26 protein-coding genes are annotated in these 23,184 nt (G+C 64.8%); 12 read left to right on the plus strand and 14 right to left on the minus strand.

The genetic code is table 11. The features are described 5' to 3' along the window. The 3 genes from IVB28_RS10695 to IVB28_RS10705 are packed head-to-tail and all read right to left on the minus strand — an operon-like array spanning nucleotide 1 to nucleotide 4,125. Nucleotides 1–213 carry a KTSC domain-containing protein gene (locus tag IVB28_RS10695; RefSeq protein WP_247526028.1) on the minus strand — a complete coding sequence of 71 codons (213 nt, stop codon included), beginning with the start codon at nucleotides 211–213 and terminating at the stop codon, nucleotides 1–3. A 50-nt stretch (nucleotides 214–263) separates the two neighbouring features. Then, entirely contained in the window at nucleotides 264–1,259 is a 996-nt protein-coding gene (locus tag IVB28_RS10700; protein WP_247526029.1) for a P1 family peptidase, read from the minus strand. Nucleotides 1,260–1,317: 58 nt separating this feature from the next. After that, complete coding sequence (locus IVB28_RS10705; protein ID WP_247526030.1) at nucleotides 1,318–4,125, minus strand: PAS domain S-box protein; 2,808 nt, start codon at nucleotides 4,123–4,125, stop codon at nucleotides 1,318–1,320. Nucleotides 4,126–4,357: 232 nt separating this feature from the next. Here IVB28_RS10705 and IVB28_RS10710 point away from each other — a divergent pair, with 232 nt between their 5' ends. Beyond that, nucleotides 4,358–4,744: a response regulator gene (locus tag IVB28_RS10710; protein WP_247528506.1), complete on the plus strand. Its 387-nt coding sequence runs from the start codon at nucleotides 4,358–4,360 to the stop codon at nucleotides 4,742–4,744. An 80-nt stretch (nucleotides 4,745–4,824) separates the two neighbouring features. Here IVB28_RS10710 and IVB28_RS10715 read toward each other — a convergent pair whose 3' ends face one another. The 5 genes from IVB28_RS10715 to IVB28_RS10735 form a co-directional block, all read right to left on the minus strand. Next, nucleotides 4,825–5,943, minus strand: a complete 1,119-nt coding sequence (locus tag IVB28_RS10715) for a branched-chain amino acid ABC transporter substrate-binding protein (RefSeq protein WP_247526031.1) — start codon at nucleotides 5,941–5,943, stop codon at nucleotides 4,825–4,827. Between the two features lie 161 nt (nucleotides 5,944–6,104). Further along, on the minus strand, nucleotides 6,105–6,848 hold the full coding sequence (locus IVB28_RS10720) for an ABC transporter ATP-binding protein (protein ID WP_247526032.1): 744 nt from the start codon (nucleotides 6,846–6,848) through the stop codon (nucleotides 6,105–6,107). Then, nucleotides 6,845–7,678, minus strand: a complete 834-nt coding sequence (locus IVB28_RS10725; protein WP_247526033.1) for an ATP-binding cassette domain-containing protein — start codon at nucleotides 7,676–7,678, stop codon at nucleotides 6,845–6,847. The genes IVB28_RS10720 and IVB28_RS10725 overlap by 4 nt, the downstream gene beginning before the upstream one ends. After that, a complete protein-coding gene (gene livM, locus IVB28_RS10730; RefSeq protein ID WP_247526034.1) occupies nucleotides 7,675–8,970 on the minus strand; it encodes a high-affinity branched-chain amino acid ABC transporter permease LivM in 1,296 nt (431 codons plus the stop codon). Before livM ends, IVB28_RS10725 begins: the two co-directional genes overlap by 4 nt. Before the next feature lie 27 nt (nucleotides 8,971–8,997). Then, nucleotides 8,998–9,915, minus strand: coding sequence for a branched-chain amino acid ABC transporter permease LivH (locus IVB28_RS10735; protein WP_247526036.1), 918 nt, complete (start codon nucleotides 9,913–9,915; stop codon nucleotides 8,998–9,000). Between the two features lie 556 nt (nucleotides 9,916–10,471). On the opposite strand from IVB28_RS10735, the gene IVB28_RS10740 reads away from it, so the two are divergent. Next, nucleotides 10,472–11,011: a hypothetical protein gene (locus IVB28_RS10740; protein WP_247526037.1), complete on the plus strand. Its 540-nt coding sequence runs from the start codon at nucleotides 10,472–10,474 to the stop codon at nucleotides 11,009–11,011. Here the strand turns inward: IVB28_RS10740 and IVB28_RS10745 are convergent. From IVB28_RS10745 to IVB28_RS10755, 3 genes are all read right to left on the minus strand, one after another. After that, nucleotides 10,973–11,365, minus strand: coding sequence for a carboxymuconolactone decarboxylase family protein (locus tag IVB28_RS10745; RefSeq protein ID WP_247526039.1), 393 nt, complete (start codon nucleotides 11,363–11,365; stop codon nucleotides 10,973–10,975). The two genes, IVB28_RS10740 and IVB28_RS10745, sit on opposite strands and share 39 nt — an antisense overlap. A gap of 104 nt (nucleotides 11,366–11,469) precedes the next feature. Then, complete coding sequence (gene pcaD, locus IVB28_RS10750; RefSeq protein ID WP_247526041.1) at nucleotides 11,470–12,252, minus strand: 3-oxoadipate enol-lactonase; 783 nt, start codon at nucleotides 12,250–12,252, stop codon at nucleotides 11,470–11,472. 27 nt (nucleotides 12,253–12,279) lie between these two features. Beyond that, on the minus strand, nucleotides 12,280–13,635 hold the full coding sequence (locus IVB28_RS10755) for a 3-carboxy-cis,cis-muconate cycloisomerase (protein ID WP_247526042.1): 1,356 nt from the start codon (nucleotides 13,633–13,635) through the stop codon (nucleotides 12,280–12,282). A gap of 169 nt (nucleotides 13,636–13,804) precedes the next feature. On the opposite strand from IVB28_RS10755, the gene IVB28_RS10760 reads away from it, so the two are divergent. The 10 genes from IVB28_RS10760 to IVB28_RS10805 all read left to right on the plus strand — a co-directional run bounded on the left by IVB28_RS10760 (nucleotide 13,805) and on the right by IVB28_RS10805 (nucleotide 21,815). After that, the gene (locus IVB28_RS10760) at nucleotides 13,805–14,251 is read left to right on the plus strand and encodes a carbon monoxide dehydrogenase subunit G (RefSeq protein ID WP_106951899.1); all 447 of its coding nucleotides are present in this window, start codon (nucleotides 13,805–13,807) and stop codon (nucleotides 14,249–14,251) included. Nucleotides 14,252–14,413: 162 nt separating this feature from the next. Beyond that, on the plus strand, nucleotides 14,414–14,899 hold the full coding sequence (locus IVB28_RS10765) for a (2Fe-2S)-binding protein (protein ID WP_247526045.1): 486 nt from the start codon (nucleotides 14,414–14,416) through the stop codon (nucleotides 14,897–14,899). Nucleotides 14,900–14,926: 27 nt separating this feature from the next. Continuing rightward, nucleotides 14,927–15,733, plus strand: coding sequence for a xanthine dehydrogenase family protein subunit M (locus tag IVB28_RS10770; protein WP_247526047.1), 807 nt, complete (start codon nucleotides 14,927–14,929; stop codon nucleotides 15,731–15,733). A 62-nt stretch (nucleotides 15,734–15,795) separates the two neighbouring features. Further along, a complete protein-coding gene (locus IVB28_RS10775) occupies nucleotides 15,796–16,719 on the plus strand; it encodes a MoxR family ATPase (RefSeq protein ID WP_247526049.1) in 924 nt (307 codons plus the stop codon). Nucleotides 16,720–16,861: 142 nt separating this feature from the next. Next, a complete protein-coding gene (locus IVB28_RS10780; RefSeq protein WP_247526051.1) occupies nucleotides 16,862–18,064 on the plus strand; it encodes a VWA domain-containing protein in 1,203 nt (400 codons plus the stop codon). A gap of 10 nt (nucleotides 18,065–18,074) precedes the next feature. Beyond that, entirely contained in the window at nucleotides 18,075–18,398 is a 324-nt protein-coding gene (locus IVB28_RS10785) for an XdhC family protein (RefSeq protein ID WP_097658284.1), read from the plus strand. 2 nt (nucleotides 18,399–18,400) lie between these two features. Next, nucleotides 18,401–19,102, plus strand: coding sequence for an XdhC family protein (locus IVB28_RS10790; RefSeq protein WP_247526057.1), 702 nt, complete (start codon nucleotides 18,401–18,403; stop codon nucleotides 19,100–19,102). Further along, nucleotides 19,099–20,703 (plus strand): molybdopterin-binding/glycosyltransferase family 2 protein, encoded by a 1,605-nt coding sequence (locus IVB28_RS10795; RefSeq protein WP_247526059.1) that lies wholly within the window; start codon nucleotides 19,099–19,101, stop codon nucleotides 20,701–20,703. Before IVB28_RS10790 ends, IVB28_RS10795 begins: the two co-directional genes overlap by 4 nt. A gap of 206 nt (nucleotides 20,704–20,909) precedes the next feature. Continuing rightward, the gene (locus tag IVB28_RS10800) at nucleotides 20,910–21,299 is read left to right on the plus strand and encodes a DUF4189 domain-containing protein (protein ID WP_247526060.1); all 390 of its coding nucleotides are present in this window, start codon (nucleotides 20,910–20,912) and stop codon (nucleotides 21,297–21,299) included. 105 nt (nucleotides 21,300–21,404) lie between these two features. Next, nucleotides 21,405–21,815, plus strand: a complete 411-nt coding sequence (locus IVB28_RS10805; RefSeq protein WP_247526062.1) for a DUF2000 family protein — start codon at nucleotides 21,405–21,407, stop codon at nucleotides 21,813–21,815. A gap of 126 nt (nucleotides 21,816–21,941) precedes the next feature. Here the strand turns inward: IVB28_RS10805 and IVB28_RS10810 are convergent, their stop codons facing one another. The 3 genes from IVB28_RS10810 to IVB28_RS10820 are packed head-to-tail and all read right to left on the minus strand — an operon-like array spanning nucleotide 21,942 to nucleotide 23,164. After that, nucleotides 21,942–22,355, minus strand: coding sequence for a GFA family protein (locus IVB28_RS10810; RefSeq protein ID WP_247526064.1), 414 nt, complete (start codon nucleotides 22,353–22,355; stop codon nucleotides 21,942–21,944). Between the two features lie 12 nt (nucleotides 22,356–22,367). After that, nucleotides 22,368–22,832, minus strand: a complete 465-nt coding sequence (locus IVB28_RS10815) for an SRPBCC domain-containing protein (RefSeq protein ID WP_247526066.1) — start codon at nucleotides 22,830–22,832, stop codon at nucleotides 22,368–22,370. Continuing rightward, nucleotides 22,829–23,164 (minus strand): metalloregulator ArsR/SmtB family transcription factor, encoded by a 336-nt coding sequence (locus tag IVB28_RS10820; RefSeq protein ID WP_247526067.1) that lies wholly within the window; start codon nucleotides 23,162–23,164, stop codon nucleotides 22,829–22,831. The genes IVB28_RS10815 and IVB28_RS10820 overlap by 4 nt, the downstream gene beginning before the upstream one ends. Nucleotides 23,165–23,184: the final 20 nt, after the last annotated feature.

Below are 23,184 nucleotides of genomic sequence, written 5' to 3' on the forward strand. Positions count from 1 at the left end.
TTAGCCGGCATACTCGCGCGTGATGTCACGATAAGCATACCTGTCACGGATTTCGTGGTTGAAAAACGCTCCCTTCGAGCGCGCATCCCTGAACCTGGCGGCGACCTCGGGCGGAACATCCTCGTAAACATAGAGGCGTCCGCTGACAAAGGTCACCTGCAGCTCGCGCGTGTCGGGCGCATAGCGAAAGAAGCGGATCACGGAAGACGGCATGGCGGTACACCCTGGCCTGCCGGGGTAACGCCGTATCCGCCCTTTCGTTTCTAACCGTACGTGTCCTTCCACGCCGGCAGCGCCCCCGGAAATGGCAGCGCGGTCGCGTTGTACACGCCGCTTGCAATCGCGCGCGCGACCACGTTGGCGGCGACCATGCCAAGTTCGGTGAGCTCGACCAGCGGCTCGATCGGCTTCTCGCAGGTGGCCGCGGCGAACAGCACGTCCCCGTCGAGTGGCGCGTGCACCGGATAGATCGCGCGGGCAAATCCGGTCTGAGCGATCATCGCGAGCCGCTTGGCCTGTGCCTTGCTCAGAATCGCGTCGGTGACGACAAGGCCGATCGTCGTGTTCTCGCGCTCACTCGCGGCCGGACCGCCCTTGATGCGCATCGCCAGCATGTCGGGCGTGAAGCTTGGCGGCAGGCCCCGTCCGCCGAACTCGCCGTTTTCCTCGAATGGGGCGGCCCAGAACCAGGGGCCCTCGCCGACTGTGATGCTGCCGACCGCATTCACCACCATGATCGCGCCGACCTTGATGCCATTCGCAGTCAAGGCCGATGCCGAACCGATTCCACCCTTGAAGGTGGCGGTGGTGGCACCCAGGCCCGCGCCGACGCTGCCGAGCGCGAAGTCAGCGCCGGCGGAAGCCGCAGCGGCGTAGCCGAGGTCGCGATAGGGCGAAAAGCGGCCCCAGGCCTTGTCGCCGCCGTTGAGCAGATCGAACACGATCGCGCCGGGGACGACGGGGATCACGGCCTCTCTTACCCTGAAACCGCGGCCCTGTTCGGCGAGCCACGCCTGTACGCCGCCACCGGCATCGAGACCGAAGGCGGAGCCGCCGGAGAGTGCGATCGCGTCGATCCGCTCGACCGTATTGGCGACGTCGAGCAGCGAGACCTCGCGCGTGCCGGGTCCGCCGCCGCGAACATCTATGGCCGCGACCGCCGGGGAATCGAAGATGATCGCGGTCGTGCCGGAGGCAACTTTGGCATCCTCGGCATGACCGACGCGGACGCCGGCGATATCGGTGAGGAGGTTGTTCAAACTGGCCTCGCGAGCTCAAAGGAGTTCGCCTCTGCGATAGCGCAGAGAGGTCGCGGGCTCAACTGGCCAGCGCCGTTCTGAGCATCTTGGCGAGCTCGGACTTGCGATAGGGCTTCGCCAGCAGCAGCACGCCGGAATCGAGCCGGCCATGATGGACGATGGCATTTTCGGTGTAGCCCGAGGTGAACAGCGTCTTGAGGTCGGGGCGGCGCCGGGCCGCTTCGTCGGCAAGCTGGCGGCCGTTCATGTTGCCGGGCATGATGATGTCGGTGAAGAGCAGGTCGATGGCCTTGTCGCTGTCGATGATGGTAAGGGCCTCCGCGCCATTGGCGGCCTCGAGCGCGGTATAGCCGAGGCTCCTTATCTGCGTCACAACATATTGCCGCACCAGCGCGTCATCCTCGACGATCAGGATCCTCTCGTTGCCGCCGGTGATGGGCACGTTCTGGAGAACCTCGTATTCGGTCTCCTGCACCCCGGTCGAGCGCGGCAGGTAGATCTTCACGCTCGTGCCGTGGCCTACCTCGCTGTAGATCTTGATGTGGCCGCCCGACTGCTTGACGAAACCGAAGACCATGCTCAAGCCCAGGCCGGTGCCCTTGCCGACCTCCTTGGTGGTGAAGAACGGGTCGAAGACCCGGTCGATGAGGTCCGGCGGAATTCCGCTGCCGGTGTCGCTGACGGCAATCATGACGTAATTGCCGGCGACGACGTCGGGGTTCATGCTGGCATAGCCGTCGTCGAGGAAGATGTTGCGGGTCTCCAGCACCAGGGTGCCGCCGTCGGGCATGGCATCGCGCGCGTTCAATGCGAGATTGAGGATCGCGGTGGATAGCTGGCCAGGGTCGACCAGCGTCGGCCAGGCGTCCTCGGTAAGCTGCGGCATGATTGTGATCTGCTCGCCCAGGGTCGGGTGCAGCAGCTTGGCGGCTTCGAGCGCCAACGCGTTGACGTCGATCTCGCGCGGCTGCAGCGGCTGCTTGCGGGCGAAGGCGAGCAGATGCTTGGTCAGCTGCGCGCCGCGTTCGGCGGCGTCGTCGATCAGCTTGGTGATGGCGGCGAGCTCGGGACGATCAGCGACCGCGTCCGCCAAAATGCCGATCGTGCCGGTGATGACGGTCAGCACGTTGTTGAAGTCATGCGCGACACCGCCGGTCAATTGACCGATGGAATCCATCTTCTGCACTTGCCGGAACTGGGCTTCGGCGGCCTGCTTCTCAGTGAGATCTCGGCCGATGAAGAAATGGCGCTTCACCGGCTCGGACCATGTGCCCATCCAGTTCAGCGTGACCTCGTGACCGTCGTAGTGATAGTAGCGCGCCTCGAAGCTGCGCTTGACCGCGCCGCGCCGCGCCGCGCGCATCTCTTCCCTGGTCTTGTCGAGGTCGTCAGGATGAATGAACTCGGTCGCGCTGTGCCCGATCATGTCTTCCGGACTGAAGCCGAGGATGTCCTTTACGCTCGGGCTGACCTGAATGAAATTGCCGAAACCGTCGGTGACGAGGATCAGGTCCAGCGAGGTCTCGAAGATGCGCTGGCGCTCCTCGATCTCGCGGCGAAGCTTCTCCTGCGCCTGCTTCTCCTCGGTGATGTCATGGGCGATCTTGGAGGCTCCGATGATCTCTCCGTTGTACGATTTCAATGGAGAAACATTCAGGACGACGTTTATCGCGCGGCCGTCCTTGCGAATCCGCACCGTCTCGTGCTGGGCGATCGACTCGTTACCGGCGATCCGGTTGAGGATACTCCTGACTTCGCCCTTTCGCTCCGGGGGCACGATGATGTCGATCGACCTGCCGAGGGCCTCCGCGGCGGAATAGCCGAACAGGTGCTCCGCGGCCTTGTTCCACCCGGTGATGATGCCGTCGAGCGTCTTCGTGATGATCGCGTCGTTGGAGGATTCGACGACGGCGCCGTACAGCGCGAGGCGTTTGCCGTAGAAGTCGCGATCCGACGCCGATTGCTCGCGTAGCCTGCCGACGAGGCCCACCGTCCGGGCCTGAAGGCGGACGTTCTCGATCAGCAGCACCGCGAGTACGACGCTCGACGCGCAGAGGCCATAGAGACGGCCGGCGTAGAAACCGAGATCGAAGCGCGCGATGTTGACGACTGCAGACAGCGCGATGTCGAACAGCCATGCGCACATCACGACCATGAGCCAGACGTCGATCACCGAATGCGGGCGGCGGAACCAGAGCGAAACGAGCGCGGCAAAGCTCAGCGACCACACGAAGGACACGACCCCGATCATGGTCGGTGTGTAACGGCCGTCACGGAGCAGGACCGGCAACAGATCGTGCTGCGCGGTGACGATCCAGGTGAAGGCACCCGTGGCAGCGAAGACGCCGAGCACGATTGCGTAGATCGGACCGCTTGTCGCACCCCGGATCCTGGGGCCGCCGTCCTTTTCCTTCAGCCAGGCATAGCCCAGCACGAACAGCGGGAAGCCCCCGTGCCAGATCATGTAAAGCCAGACGGTGGTCTGGCTGCCCGCGCCAATCAGCCCGGTTGGCGCGAACAGGCCCGGGAAGGTGAGGGCATGGACCAGCGCTGCCGCGGCGGTGAACAGGTAGCCGGTCGACAACCACAGCAGCGCGCGGGTCCGCAGCACCGAAAACTGCGAGAGCAGCAGTACAGCCGTGATGATGTCGCTCACTGCTAGGGCGGATTGATAGCTCGCGACGAAGGCGGGGACCGGCGGCAGCGGGATACCTGCGAACGGAACGGCCAGTGCGAACAGGATCGACGAGACGCCAACGATCCACAGTGCCGCGGTCCGGTCGCCCGACGTGGCCGGCAGCGTTGAAAGAAATGTGCTTCGGTCAATCAAAGGCACGTTCATTTCTTGCATACCCGTTCTGAGCATCTCCGCAGTTCCAAGATCCGGCAGCCTTGACCTTCCGGCCGTCCACGGTAGCCCGTTCCGGGCGCATGTCGTGAACTGTTGCAGCGACGACTCAACCGAAGGTTACAGCTTACTTAATCTGGGTGGGAATGCGGAGTGGGGATCGGGTAAGATGCGCTTTACTGGGAAGTGTCATAATGCCTATCCGCCGCAGCGGGTTCCAGGATTGATTAATCTGCGGGAGTTGTTCCCTATGCCTCGCGTTCTCATCATCGACGACCAGAAGGACGTCCGCGCGATGATCGCCATCGTGCTTCGGGTCAACCATTACGAGGTCGCCGAGGCCGACAGCGGTACGGCCGGACTGAAGACCTTCGCGGAAAGCGCCTTTGACGCGGCGATCGTCGATATTTTCCTCGGCGACATCAGCGGCGTCGAGGTCATTGCGTCCCTGCGCGAGCGTGCGCCGGGGCTCCCCGTCATTGCGGTGTCCGGAATGACGGCGCTGGATTTCATGGAGCAGTCACCCCACCTCGCCAACGTGATTTGCCTGCAAAAGCCGTTTCGGCCGAGCGATCTGCTGCAAGCGCTGTGGAAGGTGCAGGCCGCAGCGGCCGGCCAACTGCCCACAGCCGTCTGACCTAAGTGCAAGAAGTCACGCCCCAGGCAAGCCGGGGCGTGATGATGGCTGGTTGTCGGCTCGAGGTCCGGCAAGCGCGCTCAGGTGCCGTTGCCCTTGATCTCGGAGTAGCCGCCCTTGGCGTCCCATTTGTAGACGACGTAGTCGATCTGCTTGATGTCACCCTTGGCGTCATACTCGATCGGGCCGATCACGGTATCCCACTTGCCGGCCTTGATCGCTTCCATGACCTTTTTGGCGTCGGTCGTGCCGGCCTTCTTGGCCGCCTGCGACCACACTTGCATTGCTGCATAGGTGTAGAGGGTGTAGCCCTCGGGATCGATGTTCTTGGCCTTGAAAGCCTCGACGATCTTCTTTGCGGTCGGCTTGTTGCGCGGATCGGGGCCGAAGGTGAACAAGGTGCCTTCGCCGGCCGGGCCGGTGATGGAGGCGTACTCCTTGTCGGCGAGCGCGTCGCCGGCCATCAGCACGGTCTTGAGACCCTGATCGCGCATCTGACGCAGGATCAGGCCGCTCTCCTGATGGTAACCGCCGATATAGACGAGGTCGATGTTGTCGCGCTTCAAGCGCGAGACGATCGCGTTGAAGTCCTTGTCACCCTTGTTGTACGATTCGTACAGCTTCTCGGTGACGCCGGCCTTGTTGAGCGCCTTCTTGGTCTCGTCGGCCAGACCCTTGCCGTAGGTGGTCTTGTCGTTGAGGATCGCGATGTTCTTGCCCTTGTAGTTCTTGGCGATGTACTGCGCCGCGATCAGGCCTTGCTGATCGTCACGGCCGCAGACGCGCGCCACGTTCCAGAGCTTGCGCTCGGTGAACAGCGGGTTGGTCGAGGCCGGCGTGATCTGGAGCACGTTGCCGTCAGCATAGGCTTCCGACGCCGGGATCGACGACGACGAGCAATAGTGCCCGGCCACGAACGGGATCTTCGCGCCGGCGATCTTTTCGGCGATCGAACGCGCTTGCTTCGGGTCGCAGGCGTCGTCCTCGACGGACAGCGCGAGCTTCTTGCCGTTGAGGCCGCCGGCCGCGTTGATGTCGGCCACGGCCATCTCGGCGCCGTTCTTCATCTGGCGGCCGAAGGCGGACTCGCCGCCGGTCATCGGACCGGCGACTGCGACGGTGACATCCTGCGCGAATGCCGCGCTCGATAGCGCGATCGATGCGCCGAATGCCAGACCGATGAGCTTCAGTGATTTCATGAGATACCTCGCGGGTGGTCGCCTGTGGACGTTGCCGGACATGCCCGGTTCGAACCGGCGCCATTCTTGAATGAATTCGCGGAGAAGTCACCGGCAAAATACGGGCATTGCCGCAGATATCTCACCGCATTCGGCCGCACGCGGACGGGCTTGCGGCCCGGTCAGCCGTGCCGGCCGCCTTCCAGGTAGGCGGCGCGAATCTCGGGGCGCTGCAACAATTCGGCGCCGGTGCCGGCGAGCGTGATCAGGCCATTGACCATGACATAGCCGCGATGGGCGAGTTTGAGGGCGTGGTTGGCGTTCTGCTCGACGATCAGGACGGTCAGGCCGTCCTGCCGGTTCAGGGTGCGGATCGCATCGAAGATCTGGCGCGCGATCAGCGGCGCCAGGCCCAGCGAGGGCTCGTCGAGCAGGAGTAGGCGGGGACGGCTCATCAAGGCGCGGCCGATCGCCAGCATCTGCTGCTCGCCGCCGGAGAGGGTGCCGCCGCGCTGGGCATAGCGTTCCTTCAGCCGCGGAAACAGCGTGAAGACGCGTTGGAGCGTCGCCTCGCGTTCGGCCTCGGTGCATTCGGTGGCATCCGCCCCCATCTGAAGGTTTTCCGCCACGCTCATGCGCGGGAAGATGCGGCGGCCCTCGGGCGATTGCGCGATGCGCAAATGCGCGATCTCGTGGGTGGGGACGTCGGTGATGTCGCGCCCTTCATACAGGATCTGGCCGGCGCGGGCGCGCGGCTTGCCGAAGATCGTCATCATCAGCGTCGACTTGCCGGCGCCGTTGGCGCCGATCAGCGCGACGATCTCGCCGGCATCGATCTCGACGTCGACGCCCTTCAGCGCTTCGATCTTGCCGTAGGCGGCGCGCAAGCCCCGGATCGCGAGCAGAGGAGAGGACGCCGAAGTCACGAGCCGCCCTCCATCACCGCCGCCGCCTCTTCCTCGTCGGCGCCGAGATAGGCGGCGATCACCTTGGGATCGTCGCGGACCTCGCGCGGCGTGCCTTCGGCGATCTTGACGCCATGATCCATCACCACGATGTGGTCGGAGATCTCCATCACCACCGACATGTCGTGCTCAATCAGGAGGATCGAGGTGCCGAGTTCGTCGCGGATCGAGAGCAGGAGTTCGCTCAAGGCCGCGCTCTCGCGCGCATTGAGGCCGGCAGCGGGCTCGTCCAGGCATAACAGAGCGGGTTCGGTGCACATGGCGCGTGCGATCTCGAGCCGGCGCTGGTCGCCATAGGCGAAGTTGCCGGCCGCATCGTCGGCGCGGTCGAGCAGGTTGACCCGCTTGAGCCAGTCGGTGGCAAGATCAATCGCGCGCTTTTCGGCGTCGCGATAGCGGGGGGCGCCGATGAGGCCGAGAAAGGTGAAGCCGGAGGCGCGCATCAGCGCGTTGTGCTGCGCCACCATCAGGTTTTCCAGCGCGGTCATGCCGGGAAACAGCCGGATGTTCTGGAAGGTGCGGGCCACCTTGGCTTGCTTGGCGATGCGGAAATCGTTCAGCCGCTCCAGCGCGATCGTGCTGCCACCGTCATGGCTGAGGCGAATGGCGCCGCCGCTCGGTTTGTAGAAGCCGGTGATGCAGTTGAACACGGTGGTCTTGCCGGCGCCGTTCGGCCCAATCAGCGCGGTGATTTTCTTCCGCTCGGCGGCAAAAGAAAGGTCCTGCACGGCCACGATGCCGCCGAAACGCATGGCGAGCCGGTCGACACTGAGAATCTTGTCGCCGCTCATCCGTGCCCTTCCTTGACCAGGTCGGAGGAGATCGCATTCGCCTTGGTCAGATACACGGTGGGCGCGCGATGACCGATTAGGCCGCGTGGCCGCCAGATCATGATCAGCACCATGGCCATTCCGAACACCAGCATGCGATAGGTCTCGAGGCTGCGGAATAGCTCGAAACCGCCGATCATGGCGAGCGCGGAGAGCGCGACGCCGAGCTGCGAGCCCATGCCGCCAAGGACGACGATGGCGAGCACCAGCGCCGATTCCTGGAAGGTGAAGGATTCCGGGCTGATGAAGCCCTGGCGGGTTGCGAAGAACGCGCCGGCAAAGCCGCCGAACATCGCCCCCGTCGCGAAAGCGGTGAGCTTGGTGGTCGTGGTGTTGATGCCGAGCGCGCGGCAGGCGACCTCGTCCTCGCGCAAGGCTTCCCAGGCCCGCCCGATCGGCAGTCGGCGCAGGCGGATCGTCGCCCAGTTGGTGAGCAGCGCAAGGGCCAGGATCAGATAGAACAGGAAGACGATCCGGTGCGTCGGCGAATATTCGATGCCGAGCTTGGCGGCGAGGCCGTCATCGCTGTTGTCGAGCGGGATGCCGAAGAAGGAAGGGCGGGGAATGCCGGAGACGCCGTTGGGGCCGCCGGTGAGCTCCTGCCAATTGATGATGACGAGGCGGATGATCTCGCCGAAGGCGAGCGTCACGATGGCGAGGTAGTCGCCGCGCAGGCGTAGCACGGGAAAGCCGAGAAGCACGCCCCAGAACGCTGCGAGGATGCCGGCGAGCGGCAGGCAGACCCAGAACGACCAGCCGAAATTGGTTGCAAGCAGTCCGTAGGAATAGGCGCCGACGGCATAAAAGGCGACGTAGCCGAGATCGAGCAGGCCGGCGAGCCCGACCACGACGTTCAGTCCCCAGCCAAGCATGACATAGGTGAGCACGAGGATCGCGAGGTCGAGGATGTAGCGCTGGTTATAAAAGATCACCGGCACCAGTAGCGTAAAGATCAGAAGCGCCGCCGCGACGTAGCGGCCGATGAACGACATGCCGCTCTTCACTGCCGGCGGCACCAGTTTCTCGGCACCGGTCGGGCCGATCCATTGCCGCAGCAGCTCGAGCACGATCGAGCCGCCGAATACCGCCGCGACCAGGGAGACAAGTTCGCCGAAGCGCGTCCAATAGGTGAGCTGGCCAGAAGCGCCTGCCTCGGTGCGGATGCCGACCATCAACGAGAACAGCACCAGCGCGATCAGCGCGTTGACGAAAGCCGTCTTCAGGATGGAGGGGATGCCTGGTCCGGCCTTCATGGGTGAGGAAGCTGCCACGCGCGACCGTCAGACTTTTTCGACTTCGGGACGACCGAGCAGGCCGGTCGGCATGAAGATCAGCACGACGATCAGGATCGAGAACGCGGCGACGTCCTTGTATCCGACCGAGAAATAGGCCGACCAGAACGTCTCGATCAGGCCGATCGCAAGGCCGCCGAGCATGGCGCCCGGCAGCGAGCCGATGCCGCCGAGCACGGCGGCGGTGAACGCCTTGATGCCGGCGACGAAGCCCATGAAGAAATCGACCGTCCCATAGTAAAGCAGGTACATAAGGCCCGCGACCGCGGCGAGCGCGGCGCCGATGACGAACGTCATGGAGATGGTGCGGTCGACGTCGACGCCGAGCAGCGCCGCCATGGTCTGGTCCTGCTCGCAGGCGCGCATGTCGCGCCCGAGCCGGGTGCGCGACACCAGCCAGGTGAAGAGCGCCAGCAGCACGACGGTGATGACGACCACCATGATCTGGATGTTGGAGAGCTGGATCACGAAGCCGTCCGTGCTCTCATGCAGGGTGTAGCCACCGGTGATGAAGGGCGGGATCGGCTTGACGCGCGCACCTTGCGCAACCTGCGAATAGTTGGTCAGAACGAATGACATGCCGATCGCCGACAGCATGGGGGCGAGGCGGAAGGAATGGCGCAGCGGCCGGTAGGCGATGCGCTCGATGGTCCAGCCATAAAGCGCCGTGATCGCCATCGAGACCAGCAGCACGACGAGCAGGATCAGCGGGATCGCGGTCAGCCCGAGCGAGATCAGGATCAGGAAGGTGATCAGGGCGATGAAGCCGCCGATCATGAAGACGTCGCCATGGGCGAAGTTGATCATGCCGACGATGCCGTAGACCATCGTGTAGCCGATGGCGATCAGGCCATAGATCGAGCCAAGGACGAGGCCGTTGATGAGTTGCTGGGTGAAATAATCCATGGCTGCCGTACCAAACCTGACGCGGGCTCAAAGTGAGCTCTGAGGAGAGTGGGTTGGAGTGTGGTTTCTTGGGCCCCGGCAGCGCCTAGGCATTCTTCCGGGTTTTGTAACAGGAGGGAACTGGCGGCTGCAACTGGTCACGATGGACCGAAAGGGATTGTACAGAAGTCATTTGGCCTTTGGGTTCCGCAACTGTGAGGAACCGGCTTCCCGGGGGCGACCAAAATGGATCGGCAGCTGTCTCGCCTCTGACGTCAACGAGGCAGTTCCCCGAATGACGGAGCAGAACCAGAAACCGGGTTAGCAGAGTCAGAACCCCGGCCGGCAGCGCCCAGGTCAACAGCCGCGCCAGCAGCAGGGCCGCGATCAGGTAATCTGGGAGTCCACCCGTAAGAGGGGTGAAGAGCGTCCCGCCGAGAGGCCGGGCCCTTTCTTGTGGGCTCACCCGGGGCAATTAAGGTAAACAAACGGTTTAAATTGCCGCCACAGTCTGATGCGAGTTAGCTCCCGCAAAAGCCTTCCAGCGAAGGCGTGTGTAGACGAAGTGGGAAGCGGCATGTTCGGGAATTGGCGGATCGGCTCGGTCAACGGCGCGCTGCTGGCGGCCTATTTCATTCCGGCCTGGAGCCTTGTTGCCTTCAACATCATGGTCGCGCCGGTGCACGGCCTCTACGAGCGGCCGAGTGTCGCGGTCGCGCTGTTCCTCAGCGACCATTTCGAGATGGCAGGGATGAGCACGGTGCGGGCCGCCTGGCTGTTGGCGCTGGGCCGGATGACCGTGGTGGCGTTCTTTGCGATCTACCTCGTGCTTCTGTGCATCCCCCGCGTCCGCAAGGGCGGCGGCAGCGACGAGGCGCTTGGCATTGCGCTGGCGATCGGCAGCCTGATCTCGTTTACCAGCATGGTGATGGCTTCGAAGGTCGGCGAGATGGCCGCGCTGCGGCTGCATGCCACCGAGCTGCTGCTCTTGCTCGGTGCTGCCATCGTGGTGGTGATCGAACGGCCGGAGGCTGCGCCGAAGACCGTCGAGAGAGCCGCGCCGCCGAGTCTTCAGCCGCTAGGACTTGAGCAGGCCGAGCTCCTGCACAATCGCTGAGGCTTCCTTCACGGCGTGGTTGGTGGCCGGCACGCCGCAATAGATTGCCTGCTGCAGCAGGATTTCCTTGATGTCGTCGGGGGTGAAGCCGCCCTCGGCAAGCGCCGCGCGCACGTGCAGGCGGAATTCGTCCCACTGCCCGAGCGCGACCATGGTGCCGATCACCAGCACCCGCCGCGTGCGCTCGTCGAAATGCGGCCGCGTCCAGATCTCGCCCCATGCGTAGCGCGTGATCAGGTCCTGGAAGTCGGTGTTGAAGGCGTTGCGGTTGGCAATCGACTTGTCGACCCAGGCATTGCCCAGCACTTTGCGGCGCACGTTCATGCCGGCATCGCGGCGCTTCTGGTCGTCCATTGTGTTTCTCCGGATCAGTCATTCCGGGGCGATGCAAGCATCGAGCCTGGAATCTCGAGATTCCGGGTTCGCCTCTTCGGCGCCCCGGAATGACAGTAATAACATCAGCGTTGCGTCAGGAAGCCCACCACGGCGTCGGTGAACGCGTGTGGCTGCTCGATGTTGGAAATGTGCGCGGCGTCGATGATGGTCATGCTGGCGCCGGGAATGTTCGACCGGATCAGTTCGCCCGCCGAGACCGGCGTCGCCATGTCGTGGCGGCCGGCGATCACCAGCGTCGGGCTCTTGATCTTGGGAAGCAGTTCGCGCTGGTCGAGCCTCGACAGCGCCTCGCAGCAGGCGAGATAACCTTCGACCGGGGAGGCGAGCAGCATCGACTTCATCCTTGCGGTGATGTCAGGCTCGCGCTCGCGGAAGTCCTGCGTCAGCCAGCCTGCGATCACGGCATCGGCAACGGCGGCGATGCCGCCTTTCCTCACCGCGCCGATGCGCTCCAGCCATTTGGTCGGCTCGGCATAGTAGCAGGAGGTGTTGGCGAGGATGAGCTTGCCGAAGCGTTCCGGTGCGTTGGCGCCCAGCCATTGCCCGACCATACCGCCCATCGACAGGCCGCACCAATGCACCTTCTCGATGTTGAGGTCGTCGAGGATCGCGAGCACGTCGCGGCCGAATCGCTCCATCGTGTAGGGGCCGGGCGGGACGTTGGACTTGCCGTGGCCGCGGCGGTCGTAGCGGATGACGCGGAACACCTGCGTCAGCGCCTTCATCTGCGGCTCCCACATCTGAAGCGTGCAGCCGAGCGAATTGGAGAGCATCAGGGTCGGCCCGCCGTCGCGGCCCTCGACGGAGACGTTGATCAGGCAACCGTCGGCATCGATCATGGGCATGCGGCGTCTCCGTCGTATTTGCAGTTCTTACTCGCGGTCGAGGCTGTCGAGCAGCCGGTCGATCATGGCCTGGGAAGCCCCTTGATAGGCCATCGGCTCGAACAATGCCGCAATTTTTTCCGGCGAAAGATGCGCGGTGACCTGCGAATCGGCTGACAGCACCTCGCGCAGATGTTTCTTCTCGGTCACCGCGCGCTTGCTCGCAGCTTCAATGAGATGATGCGCATCGCTCTTGCCGATCTTTTCGGCCAGCGCAAAGGTGATCGCCTCTGCCATGATCAGCCCGTGCGTCGCATCGAGATTGCGGCGCATGCGCGCGGAGTCGACCTCGAGGCCTTCGGCGATGTCGATGACGGCGGCAAGCGCCCCCGAGGTGACCAGCATCAATTGCGGCAGCGTGGGCCATTCCGCATGCCAGGGGCCGGCGCTGCGCTCGTGGTCCTGCACTTGAGCCGCGAATATCGTCGCGGCAAGCTGCGGAGCCATTGTGGCGGCGCCGAGCGCGCTTGCGGCGGCGACCGGGTTGCGCTTGTGCGGCATGGTCGAGGAGCCGCCGCGGCCCTCGCCGGCCGGCTCAAACGCTTCGGCGACGTCGGTCTGCATCATCAGCGAGACGTCGCGCGCGATCTTGCCGCAGCTTCCGGCCAGAATAGCGAAACAGGAAGCGGCCTCCGCGATCCGGTCGCGATGGGTGTGCCAGGGCGCTTCGGGCAGCGGCATGTCGAGCTCCAGCGCCAGTCGCTCGGCGACCGCGAGCCCCTTGTCGCCGAGGGCGGCGAGCGTGCCCGCGGCGCCGCCGAATTGCAGCGCGAGGCCCTCGCGGGAGAGCCGCCGCAGGCGACAGCGGGCGCGGGCGAGGCTTGACGCATATCCGGCGGCTTTCAGGCCGAACGGCATCGGCAGTGCGTGCTGGAGCCAGGTCCGCGCCACCATCGCGGTGTTGCGATGGTTGCGCGCGAGCGCGGCGAATCCCTTGATGGCGCGGCTGAGGTCGGCGTCCAGCGCGTCGATGCCGGCGCGAAGCGTGAGCATGGTCGCGGTGTCGATGACGTCCTGGCTGGTTGCACCCCAATGCACGTAGCGCGCGGCCTCTGCGTCGGCCTTGCCGACATTGGCGGTCAGCATCTTGACCAGGGGAATCGCGAGGTTGCCCGATCGCGTCGCGGCCTCTGCCAGCGCGGCCATGTCGAAGAAATCGGCCTTGCACGCCGCCTCGATCGGGCCCACCACAGATGCCGGAATCACATCCGTGGCCGCCTCGGCGCGTGCCAGGGCTGCCTCGAAATCGAGCATGTTCTGCAGGGTCGACCGGTCGTCGCAGACCGCGCGCATGGCGGCGCTCGACAGCATCGGCGCGAGCAGGGGGGACAGGGATGTGCTCATTGCGCGCGACCTAATCATCATGGCCCGGCTGTGCCAATCCCCAACCGCCCGCACACGTCTTTTTGCAGTTGCGAATATGCATTGCACTTGATCGGCTACCGCCCTTTCCTTTGCCGCGTCCCTGCGTTACTTGATCAGCACTATAGTTGCGCGATCCGGGAGGCACCCCATGGCCATGACGATGAACGGCGAAGTCCAGCTTGCGGCGCCGCGAGAGGCCGTCTGGGCCAAGCTCAACGATCCCGAGGTGCTGAAGGCCTGCATCCCCGGCTGCGAGGAGCTCGAGAGGACCGAGGACGGCGGCTTTCGCGCAACGGCGAAAATGAAGGTCGGCCCGGTGTCGGCGCGCTTCAAGGGCAAGGTCACGCTCTCCGATCTCGACCCGCCGAACGGCTATAGGATCTCGGGTGAGGGCGAGGGCGGGGTCGCAGGCTTCGCCAAGGGTGGCGCGGTGGTCAAGCTGGCGGAGAAGGACGGCGGCACGCTGCTGTCCTACGACGTCGAGGCGCAGATCGGCGGCAAGTTGGCGCAGCTCGGCCAGCGCCTCATCAACGGGGCCGCCAAGAAACTCGCCGACGAATTTTTCGCGAACTTCGCCAAGGCGGTACAGGGCTGAAGGCCAACACCTTGAGCATTGCGCCTTTCGGCATCGCGATTTGTCATGGCGCCTTGCGTCCGGGGCGATGTTGCCCCGGGGCATAATGGCCCATATGATGGGTCGGAATAATTATAAGAACCGCTTCGACGGGACCCGTCGGGGCGCTGATAGAGAGTGCTTATGGCAAAAATCTCCCTCATCGTGAACGGCAATCCTGTCACGGCCAACGTCGATCCCCGCACCTTGCTGGTGCAGTTCCTGCGCGAGAATCTGCACCTGACCGGTACCCATGTCGGCTGCGATACCTCGCAGTGCGGCGCCTGTGTCGTGCATGTCGACGGCAAGGCCGTGAAGTCCTGCACCACGCTTGCCGTGATGGCCGATGGCCACGAGGTCAAGACGATCGAGGGGCTGGCCGCCGACGGCGCGCCGCTGCATCCGATGCAGGAGGCGTTCCGCGAGCACCATGGCCTGCAATGCGGCTTCTGCACGCCGGGCATGATCATGACCGCGATCGACATCGTGCACCGCAAGGGCAACGAGCTCGACGACCATACGATCCGGGAAGAACTAGAAGGCAATCTCTGCCGCTGCACCGGCTACCAGAACATCGTCGCCTCGATCTCCGCCGGCGCCAAGGCGATGGCGAAATCCGATCTCGCGTAACGCGCATCCCGCGATCAGGACATTCAGATGTACGAATTCAAATATCATCGCCCCGGGACCGTGCGGCAGGCCGCCAACCTCCTGGTGAAGAACGAAGACGCCAAGGTGATCGCCGGCGGCCACACGCTGATTCCCGTCATGAAGCAGCGCCTCGCCAGCCCGCCGCATCTGGTCGATCTCTCCCATATCGAGGGGCTCGACACGATCGAGATGAAGGGGCGCTCGCTGGTGATCGGCGCCACTGCCAGGCACGCCGAGGTCGCAAGCTCCGCCATCGTCGGCGAGGCGATCCCGGCGCTGGCGAACCTTGCCAGCCAGATCGGCGATCCCGCCGTGCGCCACAAGGGCACGATTGGCGGCTCGCTCGCCAACAATGATCCGACCGCGGACTATCCGGCCGCGGTGCTCGCGCTGGGCGCGACCATCGTCACCAACAAGCGCCGCCTCAAGGCCGAAGAGTATTTCCAGGGCCTGTTCACCACGGCGCTGGAAGCCGACGAGATCATCACCAGGGTGATGTTCCCGCTGCCGAAAAAGGCGGCCTACATCAAATTCCGCAACCAGGCCTCGCGCTACGCGCTGGTCGGCGTGTTCGTGGCGCGGCGTCCGTCGGACGTGCGGGTTGCCGTGACCGGCGCCGGCTCCGAAGGCGTATTCCGCGTCGAGGCGTTCGAGGAAGCGCTGAAGAAGCGGTTCTCCTCAAAGGTGCTCGATGGCATCAACGTGCCGGCGGAGGGCCTCAATAGCGACATCCACGGCAGCGCCGAGTATCGCGCGCATCTCATCGGCGTGCTGACGCGCCGCGCCGTCGATGCCGCCAACGCCAAGGAGTGAGGTGACCTCACGCCTCGGCCCAAACTTGTCCCCGATGAGGGCGTAGCAAGACTGGCATTTTCATGACTTCAGCGGCCAATACCTCCGGGGCCTTGCCGGCATCGGTCGATGCGATGCTCGAACTCCTGACCTCGCGCGGCTATCTCGCCGAGCGGTCGCTGGCGACGGTGACATATCTCTCCCTGCGCATGGGCCGGCCGCTGTTTCTGGAAGGCGAAGCCGGTGTCGGCAAGACCGAGATTGCAAAAGTGCTCTCGGCGGCGCTGGGACGGAAGCTGATCCGCCTGCAATGCTACGAAGGGCTCGACGTCTCCTCAGCAGTCTATGAGTGGAACAGCGCCGCGCAGATGATCGCGATCCGGATGGCCGAGGCCGCCGGCGACACCGATCGCGACCAGCTATCGAGCGACATCTTCGCCGACCGCTACATGATCAAGCGGCCGCTGCTGCAGGCGCTGGAGCCCGACGTTGCTGGGCCGCCGGTGCTGCTGATCGACGAGCTCGATCGCGCCGACGAGGCCTTCGAAGCTTACCTGCTCGAAATCCTCAGCGACTTCCAGGTGACGATTCCCGAATTCGGTACCGTCAAGGCGCCGAGCCCGCCCATCGTCATCATCACCTCCAACCGGACCCGTGAGATCCACGACGCGCTGAAGCGGCGCTGTCTCTATCACTGGGTCGATTATCCCGCCGCCGAGCGGGAGCTCGCGATCGTCAAGTCGCGCGTCCCCGGCATTTCGGCCAAGCTGTCGCAGCAGGTGGTGCGCTTCGTCCAGGCGCTGCGCAACCAGGACTTCTACAAATCGCCTGGGGTCGCCGAGACCATCGACTGGGCCACCGCGCTGTCCGAGCTCGACGCCCGCTCGCTGACCCCGCAAGTGGTCGGCGACACGCTGGGCGCGCTGCTCAAGTACCAGGACGACATCACCCGGATGCAGGGCGACACCCTGCAGACGGTGCTGAAGGAAGCGACGAGCGAGAATTGACGTGGGTGCGTCATAACGACCCCGTCATGCCAGCGCGCGCGTAGCGCGAGCCCGGATCCGTCGGGCCGCGGAGTTGGTGCATCAACGGATTCCGGGCTCACGCCAAGGGGCGCGCCGGAACGACGGCTGAGAGTGTACAACCATGGCCATCAACCATCTTGCCCCCGAGCAGACCGAGCAGTTCGCCGACAACATCGTCGGCTTCGCCCGCGCGCTGCGTTCGGCGGGCATGCCGGTCGGGCCGGGCGCCGTCATCGACGCCATGAGTGCGCTCCAGGTGATCGACATCGGTAACCGCGCCGACGTCTTCGCCACGCTGGAGGCGATCTTCGTCAAGCGCCACGAGCATGCGCTGATCTTCAAGCAGGCCTTCAACCTGTTCTTCCGCGCCTCCGAGGAATGGAAGCACATGCTGGACTCGGTGCCGCTGCCGGACCAGGCCAAGAAGAAGCCGCAGGCCGGCTCGCGCCGCGTGCAGGAGGCGATGTCGAAGCCGCGCATGACGGAGACGCCGCAGCATCAGGAGCAGGATCTGCGCTTGTCGGTCTCCGACAGGGAAATCCTTCAGAAGAAGGATTTTGCGCAGATGAGCGCCGCCGAGATCACCGAGGCGCTGCGTGCCGTCGAGCGGATGCGGCTGCCGCAGGCCGAACTCCTGACGCGCCGGCACCGGCCCGAGCCGCGCGGGCTTCGTCTCGATTTGCGCCGCACGCTGCGTGCATCGTTGCGCACCGGCGGCGACATCATCGACATCCATCGGCTCGGGCGGATCGAGAAGCCGGCGCCGATCGTGGCGCTGCTCGACATCTCGGGTTCGATGAGCGAGTACACCCGCCTGTTCCTGCATTTCCTCCATTCCATCGGCGATGCGCGCAAGCGCGTTTCGGTGTTCCTGTTCGGCACCCGTCTCACCAACGTCACCCGCGCGCTGCGCCAGCGCGATCCGGATGAGGCGCTGGCGAGCTGCTCGGCCTCCGTAGAGGACTGGGCCGGCGGCACGCGGATCTCGGCTTCGCTACACAACTTCAACAAATTGTGGGCGCGGCGCGTGCTGAGCCAGGGCGCCATCGTGCTGCTGATCTCGGACGGGCTGGAACGGGAGGCCGATTCCAAGCTTGCCTTCGAGATGGACCGGCTGCACCGCTCGTGCCGGCGGCTGATCTGGCTCAACCCGCTCTTGCGGTTCGGCGGGTTCGAGGCCAAGGCGCAGGGCATCAAAATGATGCTCCCGCACGTTGACGAATTCCGTCCGGTACATAATTTGAGTTCGATCCAGGAGCTGATCACGACGCTCTCCCGGCCGCTGCCGCCGCATCACCGCAGCCTGATCCGCTCTGCAGCTTGAGAGGCCACCCATGCTCGATCGCGACGAGGATATCCTGAAGGCGGCCGAAGACTGGCAGAAGGCGGGCCATGGCGTCGCGCTGGCGACGGTCGTGGAGACCTGGGGCTCGGCGCCGCGCCCGGCCGGCTCGAGCCTCGTCATCAACGACGAGGGCACGTTCCTGGGCTCGGTCTCCGGCGGCTGCGTCGAGGGCGCCGTGGTCACCGAGGCCATGGACGTGATCCAGAGCGGCAAGCCGCGCATGCTTGAGTTTGGAGTCGCGGATGAGACCGCCTGGAATGTCGGGCTGTCCTGCGGCGGCACCATCCGCGTCTTCGTCGAGAAGGTCGGTTAGCCGTGAAACTTGAAATTTTGCACGAGCTCAACGCCGAGCGGGCCGCGCGCCAGCCGGCGATCCTGGTGACGGACACCGAGAGCGGCGAGCAGCGCCTGGTGAAGGCCAGGGACTTCGCCAGGGATCCGCTGCGCGCCGAGTTGGACAAGCAGCTTCGCATGGGCAAGAGCGCCAGCGTCGAAGCCGGCGGCAAGAAGCTATTCCTCAACGTCTACGCGCCGACCGCAAAGCTCGTCATCGTCGGTGCGGTCCATATCAGCCAGGCCTTGGCGCCGCTGGCGCGCTCGCTCGGCTACGACGTCACCGTGGTCGATCCGCGCACGGCATTTGCGAGCCCCGAACGCTTTCCCGATATTCCGCTGGTGGCCGAATGGCCGGACACCGCGCTGCCGCCGCTCAATGTCGATGCCTACACGGCCTTCGTCGCAGTGACGCACGATCCCAAGATCGACGATCCCGCGCTGTTGCACGCCTTCGAGCGCAATTGCTTCTATATCGGCGCGCTCGGGTCCCGGAAGACGCACGCCAAGCGCGGCGACCGGCTGCGGACGCAGGGCGCCAGGGAAAGCGATATCGCGCGCATTCACGCGCCCATCGGGCTTGCGATCGGCGCGGTCTCTCCGTCCGAGATCGCCGTGTCGATCATGGCCGAGATCACGGCGGTGCTTCGGCTCCCTCCCAAGGAAAAAGAAGAAGCCGCATGAAGTTCGGACCGGCCAGCCCCAGGGATGCGATCGGCGGGGTGACCGTCCACACCCTTCGTCAGGGATCGCTGGTGCTGAAGAAGGGCACGACGATCGGCCCGGCCGAGGTCGAAGCGCTCGAACGTGCCGGCATCAAGGACATCGTGGTGGTGCGCATGGAGGCGGGCGACGTGTCCGAGGACGTTGCGGCCGCCAGCATCGCGCTTGCCGTCGGCGGCGAGGGCATCCATGTCGAGCGCGCCTTCACCGGCCGCGCCAACCTGTTCGCCGCGCGCCCGGGCGTGCTGGTGATCGACCGCGCCGCGGTCGACCGCATCAACAACATCGACGAGGCGATCACCTTTGCGACCCTCGCCGCCTACAAGCCGGTGGTCGAAGGCGAGATGGTCGGCACCGTCAAGATCATTCCGTTCGGCGTAGGAGGCAAGTTGCGCGATGCCGCGGTGAGGGCTGCCGGCAAGGACGTGCTCAGAATCGCGCCTTACGTGATTCAGCGCGTCGGCGTGGTCTCGACCCTGCTGCCGGGCCTGTCCACCAAGGTGATCGACAAGACGCTCCGTGTCACCGCCGAGCGGCTCGCGCCGGCCGGCGCCAGCATCGTCGCCGAGCGGCGTGTTCCTCATGAGGAGCAGGCGCTATCGGCCGCGATCAAGGAGCTGCTCGGGCTGGGCGCCGAACTCGTCATCGTGTTCGGGGCCTCCGCGATCGCCGATCGCCGCGACGTCATCCCGGCCGCCGTCACCGGCATCGGCGGCGAGATCGAGCATTTCGGTATGCCGGTCGATCCCGGCAATCTGCTGCTGATTGCTCGCGCCGGCAATGTGCCGGTGCTGGGCGCGCCGGGCTGCGCGCGCTCGCCGGTCGAGAACGGGTTTGACTGGGTCCTGATGCGGCTCCTCGCCGGCATCAAGGTGACGCGGTCCGAGCTGATGGGCATGGGTGTCGGCGGGCTCCTGATGGAGATCGTCACGCGCCCGCAACCGCGCGCCAAGCCCGAGACCGAGGGCAACAGCAAGGTGGCAGCCATCGTGCTCGCGGCTGGCCGTTCGACCCGGATGGGCGGGCCGAACAAGCTGCTGGCCGAACTCGACGGCAAGAAGCTGGTGCGGATCGCGACCGAGCAGGCGCTGGCCTCCAGGGCATCCGAGGTGATCGTGGTCACCGGCCACCAGACGGAGCTGGTGGAGCAGGCGCTGCAGGGCCTCAACGTGAAGTTCGTTAGAAATCCGGATTTCGCCGGGGGTATTGCGAATTCAGTTAAAGCCGGCATCGCCGCCGTGCCGGAAGCCTGCGACGGGGCCCTGGTCTGTCTCGGCGACATGCCGCTGATCGATGCCGACCTGATCAACCGCCTTATCGACGGCTTTGCGCCGGACCGCGGCAACCTCATCGTCGTACCCGTCAGCGAAGGTCGCCGCGGCAATCCCGTGCTGTGGTCGCGCCGCTTCTTCAAAGAGCTGATGACGCTCGACGGTGATATCGGCGCGCGGCATCTGATCGCAAAGCACACGGAGGCGGTCGCCGAAGTGCCGGTGGATGGCGAGAGCGCCTTCCTCGACATCGACACGCCGCAGGCGCTGGAAGCCGCAAGAGGCGGATGATGCGGCCGTAGTGCCGGTAGGGTGGGGAAAGGCGCAATGCGCCGTGCCCGCCATCTCTGCGCACGGTGATCTGCAATGATGGGCACGCTCCGCTTTGCCCAACCTGCGGCACTTTCCCCATCATCCCATTCCAACCACCCGTTCACCATCTGGAAACGACCGGCGCTTACAGTGCCTCCACCTACCTTGGGGGGAGGGGTTTTTCCATGGCTTCGAATGTCGTCGCGCGCCGTTGCGCGATGTTTTGCTTTGTCTTGTCAGTTGCCGTCACGGGCGCACGTTACATCACCGAAGCCCACGCCGCCGGTGCCATCGCGGTCGGCAAGTGCGGCGCCTATGGCCAGGCTTTTGATTACGGCGCCGAACACGAAGCGCGTGCCGCGGCACAAAAGCAATGCAAGGGCGATTGCACGACGGTGACGATGAAGCGCGCCTGCGCTGCGATGTCGGTCGATCTCGCCAATCCCTGCGGCGCCTATGGCTATGCCGTCAAGCCGAAGATCTCGGCCTCCCTCAACGCCGCCACGCGTGAGTGCTACAAATTCGGCGGCAAGGAATGCGTGATCCGCGCCTGGGCCTGCGACGCGAAAGGCTAAATTCTCTTGCTGTCAATCCGCGGCGATGCGTAGCATCGAACCCGGAATCTCGAGATTCCGGGTTCGGTCCGTTGGACCGCCCCGGAATGACGGTGGAAGGAAAAGATGCAGTTCGACACCAAGATCGCGGTCGTGATCCGCACGGATCTTCAGGCCTGGCAGAAGCTCAACGTCGCGGCCTTCCTCACCAGCGGCATCGCCGCGGCTTTTCCCGAATGCATCGGCGAAGCCTATGAAGACGCCTCGGGCACGGAATATCATGCGCTGATCGGCCAACCGATCCTGATTTATGGCGCCGACGGTCCGGCGTTGTCGCGCGCGCTGGACCGTGCGCTCGCGCGCAACGTCAAGCCGGCCGTCTATACCGAGGACATGTTTAGCACCACGCACGACGCCGCCAATCGCGAGGTGGTGAGGGCAGTGGCGCGCACGGATCTCAATCTCGTCGGCATCGCCATGCGCGCCGAGCGCAAGGTGATCGACAAGATCGTTGATGGGCTGAAGTTTCACAGCTAACGAAGGTGCTGGTTGGTTTCACCTCTCCCGCTTGCGGGAGGGGTCGGCGTGAAGCGTTTGGAGCGGGCTTTCTCCGCTTTGGAACTATTCCAGCGCCGAAACCCCTTCCCATGCGCGGCTTGTGCGTCAACCCGGCGGCATGCCGTCGAACTTTGTCAGGCCGAGGGCGAGCGGATCCCAGTCATATCCGCGCGCGGCATAGGTCACGACCTGCGGCTTGTAGCGGGTGGGCTCGTCGAGGCTTCCGGCACGGATGGTGAAGACGTCGGGCTGGGCCGCGAAGGTCATGTAAACGGATACGCCGCATTGCGTGCAGAAGCCGCGCGTCTTCACTTTGCCGTTGTCGGCGACCATGTCCCAACGCTTCGCTTCGCCGGTCAGCGTAACGCCGGCGCGCGCGAAGCTGGCGTAGGAGCCATGGCCGCTGCCGCTTTCCCGCTGGCAGTCGCGGCATTGGCAGTGATTGCTGAACAGGGGCTCGCCGGCAATCGAATAGCGGATCGCGCCGCAGGCGCAGCCGCCGGTATAGGGCTTGTCCATCGCGATCCCTCCTTACTTGTCTTCGCCGGAGATGGCATCGAGCCGCTGCAGCACCTTGACCCAGCCGTCGCTCATGTTGCGATAAGCGGTATCGTTCTTTGGCGTCGCGAAGCCCGAATGCACCACGCGCACGCGCGTCCCTGCTTCGACCGGCGTGAGAAACCAGGTGACGACGGTATCGAGCGCCGAGCCGTAGCCGGCGTTACTCTCGTCGCCGCCCTTCCAGGCGTAGGCGAAGCGTCGGTTCGGCACGACCTCCAGAACGCGGCAATGGATCGTGCCATCCCACGCGCCGGCCGGATTGGTCTTGAACGTGAAATTGTTGCCTTCGACGGCTTCGAAGCCGATCGGCGGCATCAGCCAGCGCGCAATGAGCTGGGCGCTGGTCAACGCCTTCCAGATCGTCGCGGTAGCGTGAGGGAAGACCTCGTCGACGACGATGTCTTGAGTTTGGACTTTGGAAGCAACTGCACTCACTGATCGATCTCCTTCAAGAGGTCACGCAGATTCTGGAAGCGCTCGCGCCAGAACACGCCGTAATGGTCCATCCAGGTGACCAGCGGCTCGAGCCCTTGCGGTGCGGCGCGGTAATAGACGTTGCGGCCCTCGGCACGCTCGGCGACGAGGCCGGCCTGCTTCAGGGACTTCAGGTGCTGCGAGATCGCGCCCTGGGTCACGCCGCTGCCGCGGGTGAGCTCGGCGACGCTGATCTCCTTGCTCTCGAAGACACGCTCGAACACGGCGCGCCGGGTCGGGTCGGCGAGGGCGCGCATCACGGTGGTGATGGCATTTGGGGCGGCATCGGTCATGCCGTTTCAATTAGCCAAGA

It is taken from the genome of Bradyrhizobium sp. 199, assembly GCF_023073355.1.
Taxonomy (GTDB): domain Bacteria; phylum Pseudomonadota; class Alphaproteobacteria; order Rhizobiales; family Xanthobacteraceae; genus Bradyrhizobium.